The sequence below is a fragment of the Streptomyces fuscigenes genome (genome assembly GCF_021556455.1).
Classification (GTDB): domain Bacteria; phylum Actinomycetota; class Actinomycetes; order Streptomycetales; family Streptomycetaceae; genus Streptomyces; species Streptomyces fuscigenes.
Window position 1 is genome coordinate 1 of sequence record NZ_JAKGCV010000417.1, and the last position, 4,805, is coordinate 4,805.

The 4,805-nt window shown below is 74.2% G+C and carries 5 protein-coding genes; all 5 read left to right on the top strand.

The features are described 5' to 3' along the window. Window positions 1-645: L,D-transpeptidase family protein (locus L1885_RS23660; protein ID WP_235799195.1), on the top strand; the 645-nt coding region annotated here is incomplete at its 5' end. A gap of 127 nt (window positions 646-772) precedes the next feature. Next, window positions 773-1,492 carry a GntR family transcriptional regulator gene (locus tag L1885_RS23665; RefSeq protein WP_235799196.1) on the top strand — a complete coding sequence of 240 codons (720 nt, stop codon included), beginning with the start codon at window positions 773-775 and terminating at the stop codon, window positions 1,490-1,492. Continuing rightward, the gene (locus tag L1885_RS23670; RefSeq protein WP_235799198.1) at window positions 1,489-2,490 is read left to right on the top strand and encodes an ADP-ribosylglycohydrolase family protein; all 1,002 of its coding nucleotides are present in this window, start codon (window positions 1,489-1,491) and stop codon (window positions 2,488-2,490) included. Before L1885_RS23665 ends, L1885_RS23670 begins: the two co-directional genes overlap by 4 nt. 95 nt (window positions 2,491-2,585) lie before the next feature. After that, the gene (locus tag L1885_RS23675) at window positions 2,586-4,109 is read left to right on the top strand and encodes a purine-cytosine permease family protein (protein ID WP_235799199.1); all 1,524 of its coding nucleotides are present in this window, start codon (window positions 2,586-2,588) and stop codon (window positions 4,107-4,109) included. Then, a partial coding sequence (locus L1885_RS23680) for a PfkB family carbohydrate kinase (protein WP_235799200.1) occupies window positions 4,106-4,805 on the top strand: 700 nt, incomplete at its 3' end. The genes L1885_RS23675 and L1885_RS23680, both read left to right, overlap by 4 nt.

Below are 4,805 nucleotides of genomic sequence, written 5' to 3' on the forward strand. Positions count from 1 at the left end.
GCACCCCGGGACGCCCGCCCGCTGCCGGAGCGGATGGCCGCCACCGGCGGCGGCCGGCAGCTGATCACCGTGGAGGGCGACGCCCTCGGGGCGACGGCCGGCCGGCTCACGTGGTGGGACCGCAGGGGGCGGACCTGGGTGGCCGCGGGCTCCGCGCCCGCACGGTTCGGCGCGCACGGGCTGACGGACGGCGCGACGCGCGAGCAGGGCACGTCCACCACGCCGACCGGGCTGTACGACCTGCCGTACGCGTTCGGCAACGCGGCCCCGCCGCGCGGCACGGCGTACCCCTACCGCCGCGCGACCGCGCGGTCCTGGTGGTGCGAGGACAACGCGTCGCGCTCGTACAACCGCTGGACGGAGGGACTGCCCGCCGACTGCCGCGCCGCCGAGTCGGAGCACCTGGCCGACTACGCGGCCCAGTACGCGCACGCGCTGGTCGTCGGCTTCAACTACACCCGTCCCGTGCACGGGCGCGGAGCGGGGATCTTCCTGCACGTGAACGGCAAGGGCGCCACCGCGGGCTGCGTCTCGGTGCCGGCGGCGGCCATGGCGTCGATCCTGTCCTGGGCCGACCCCGCCCGCTCCCCGCACATCGCGATCGGCACGGCGGCGGGCGGGCCCACCGCGATCACGGCGTACTGACACGGGCGGAAGGCGCCCGGGGGATCCGGTCCGTCGCCGGCGCGGTCGAAGGCGGCGGCGCTTCCCCGGCGAAAAGAACACCGCCGACCCCTGGACCTGTCCAGGCATGTCCACTACCGTGCTGTACATGCCTGGACAGGTTCACAAGCACCACCGCATCGCCCGCGTGCTCGCCGACGAGATCAGGGCCGGTGTGCACAGCACCGGCGAGCGGCTCCCCGGCGAGCACGCGCTCACCGAGCGCTTCGGCGTCAGCCGCACGACGCTGCGCCAGGCGCTGCAGGTCCTCGGCGAGCAGGGCCTGATCGCGACCCACCCCGGCATCGGCTCCTTCGTCACGTTCGACGGCGCCCCGCTGGACAACAGGCTCGGCTGGACGCAGGCCCTGGCCGGGCAGACCTCCGAGCTCGTCACCGAGGTGCTGCGCTTCGAGGTCGTCCGCGACCCGGCGCTCGCGGGCGCGCTCGACACGGACACGGACGCGTTCGTCGCGCTCGACCGGGTCCGGCGGCTCGCCGACGGCAGGGGCGTGTCCCTGGAGCTGAGCCGCGTACCGGCCGAGGGGGAGCTGGCGGAGCTGCCGCGGCGCGGGCTCACCGAGGGGTCGCTGAACAGGACGCTGCTCGCCGCCGGCCGGATCACCGAGTCCGGCGACGGCCAGGTGTCGGTGCGCGGGCTCGACGGGGCCGAGGCCGCGACGCTGCGCCGCTCCCCCGCCGAACCCTTCCTGCACCTGGCCCAGGTCTACCGGGCCGCCGACGGGTCCGTCGTCGAACAGGTGACGAGCCTCCTCGACCCCGCCAGGTTCCAACTGCACATCCACTCCGGGCGAGGAGACCGCCAGTGACCATCGACCCCACCACCCGTGACCGCGCCCTCGGCGCCTTCTACGGCCTGGCCCTCGGCGACGCGCTCGGGATGCCGACGCAGCTCATGTCGCGCGAGGACGTCGTCCGCGCGTACGGCACGGTCACCGGCTTCGAGCCGGCCGGGGCGGACAACCCGGTCAGCGCCGGGATGCCGGCGGGCGCCGTGACCGACGACACCGACCAGGCCGTCATCGTCGCGCGGCTCCTCGTGGAGGGCGGCGGGCACATCGACCCGCTGCGCTTCGCCCACGAGCTGCTCGACTGGGAGAAGGCCATGAAGGCGAAGGGCTCCTTCGACCTGCTCGGCCCCTCCACCAAGGCCGCCCTCGACCTCGTGGCGCGGGGCGTGCCGACACAGGAGGCGGGGCGCACCGGCACCACCAACGGCGCGGCGATGCGTGTCACACCGGTCGGCATCGCCTTCCGGGCGGGGCCCACGGAGGCCTTCCTGGACCGGGTCGTGGAGTCCTGCCAGGTGACGCACGACACGACGGTCGGCATCGCGGGCGCCGCGGCCGTCGCGGCGGCCGTCAGCACCGGCGTCGCGGGTGGCACCCTGGAGGACGCGGTCGGCGCCGCGGTCGAGGCCGCGCGGGCCGGGGCCCGGCGCGGCCACTGGATCGCGGGCGCCGACATCGCCTCCCGCATCGCCTGGGCGACCGACCTGGTCCGGGGCGTGCCGGAGGCGGAGGCACTCGACCTGGTGTGCTCGCTGGTGGGTACGAGCGTGGCCAGCCAGGAGTCCGTACCGGCCGCGTTCGCGGTCCTCTCCGTCGCCGGGGGCGACCCGTGGCGCAGCACGCTGCTCGCGGCGAACCTCGGCGGCGACAGCGACACCATCGGTGCCATCGCGGGTGCGGTCGCCGGATCCGTGGCGGGCCTTCGCGGCCTGCCCGCCGGCGCCGTCGACACCCTGCGCACCGTCAACGGTCTTGAGCTCGAGCCCCTCACGGAGCGCCTGCTCGCGCTGCGCTGACACCCGTCACCGCGGCCCCTCGCGCCACCGGCACCCGCCGGTCGGCGCGGCACCCGATTCTCCGTAGAGGCAAGTAGAGGCAAGGAGGTTCCGTCATGACCGCTTCGACGACGAACGATCACGTCGGTACCAGCGACGACGGGAGCGCCACCGACCAGGTCGGCGCCATCGAGACCCGCGGGATCGAGCCGGTTCCCGACGGGGAGCGGCACGGCCACGCGAGCCAGATGTTCTGGACGTGGTTCGCCGCCAACATCTCCATCCTGGGCCTGCCCCTGGGCGCGACGCTCGTCGCGTTCCGCGGCCTGAACATCTGGCAGGCCATCCTGGTCGCCGCGATCGGGTCGATCGGCTCGTTCGCCCTGGTGGGCATATTGAGCCTGGCGGGCAAGAAGGGCGGCGCGCCCGCGCTGACCCTGTCGAGGGCGGTGTTCGGGCAGCGCGGCAACGCGGGCCCGACCCTGATCAGCTGGCTCAGCCGGGTGGGCTGGGAGACCATCACGACGACGACGGCGGCGTACGCGCTGCTCGCCCTCGTCCAGTGGATCTTCGGCTGGCACCAGAACACCGTGCTCACGGTCCTGTGCCTGCTCGTGTTCATCGGCTGCACCCTGCTGATCAGCGGCCTCGGCCACGCCACGATCATGTGGATCAACAAGTGGGCCACGATCGTCTTCGGCGTGCTGAACCTGATCGTGATGGGCTTCCTCGTCGCCACCGTCGACTGGGACAAGGTCCTCGGCGTGCACGCGGGACCCGTCAGCAGCGTGGTCGCCGGCATCGGCTTCATCGCCGCAGGCACGGGCATCGGCTGGGCCAACGCGGGCGCCGACTACGCCCGCTACCTGCCGCGCAAAATCCCCGGCGGCCGGCTGGTGACGGCGTCCGCGTTCGGCGCGGGCGTCCCGCTGGTCCTGCTCATCTCGCTCGGCTCGCTGCTGTCGGCGGGGGACACCACCCTGGCGAGCGCGTCGGACCCGATCTCCGCGATCAACGGCATGCTGCCGTCGTGGATGGCCGTGCCGTACCTGATCGCGGCCTTCGGCGGGCTGCTGATGTCGAACCACCTCTCGACGTACTCGGCGGGCCTGACGATGCTGACGCTCGGGCTGCGGGTCAAGCGCCATTGGGCCGTGACGGTCGACGTCGTGCTGATGTTCCTCGGCGGTGTGTACTTCATGCTGATCGCGAAGGACTTCTACGGCCCGTTCTCGACGTTCCTGACGCTGCTCGCGGTGCCCATCTCGGCGTGGGTCGGCGTGATCCTGGTGGACTCGGCGCGCGGGCGCACCTACGACCCGGCGGGCCTCATGGACACCCGCCGCACCAGCCGCTACTGGTACACCGGCGGCTTCCACGTCCCGGCCGTGGCGGCGTGGGCGGTGGCGATCGTCATGGGCCTGCTGTTCACCGAGGCGTCCACGAGCGCCGACGACGTGTGGTTCGCCGGACCCTGGGCGCACACCTGGCTCGGCACCAACGGGCTGGGCTGGGCCATCTCCATGGCCGTGGGCGCGCTGCTGTACGGCGTCTTCGGCCGCGGCCCGGTGCGGCACACGGCCGAGGACGCCGAGACGTCCGCAACGCGGCCGGCCGGCCTCGAAGGGGCGAAGCGGTGAGCGGGCGGCTGATCCTCGCGGGCAACGTGATCGCCGACCTGGTGATCGAGGTGCCCGCCCTGCCCGAACGCGGCGGCGACGTCATCGGCACCCGCACCGAGCTGACGGCGGGCGGCGGCTACAACACGCTCGTCGCGGCCGGCCGGCTCGGCGCCCCGACCGTCTTCGCGGGGCTGCACGGAACCGGTCCCTACGGCGACCTGGTGCGCGCCGCGCTCGCCGCGGAGGGCGTGCGGCCGCTGCTGCCGGCGCGCACGGACGGCGACACCGGCTTCACGGTGGCGCTGGTCGACGCCGGCGGCGAGCGGACCTTCGTGACGAGCTTCGGCGTGGACGCGGAGATGACGCCCGGCGACGCGGCGCGCATCGCCGGGGAAGTGCGCGCGGGCGACCTCGTCCAGCTGTCGGGCTACGGGCTCGTGATGCCCGTGAACGGCCCGCTGCTGTCGGCGTTCGCGGCGGCGCTGCCGGACGGGGTGACGCTGTGCCTCGACCCGGCGCCGCTGATCGCGGACGTGCCGGCCGCGGTGCTCGACCCGGTGCTCGCCCGGACGGACTGGCTGAGCGCCAACGCCCGGGAGGCCTCCCTCATGTCGGGCCTCGCCGGGCCCGGCGAGGCCGCGGCGGCACTGCGCGGCCGCCTCGCGCCCGGCGCGGGCGTGCTCGTACGAGCCGACAAGGACGGCTGCTGGCTGG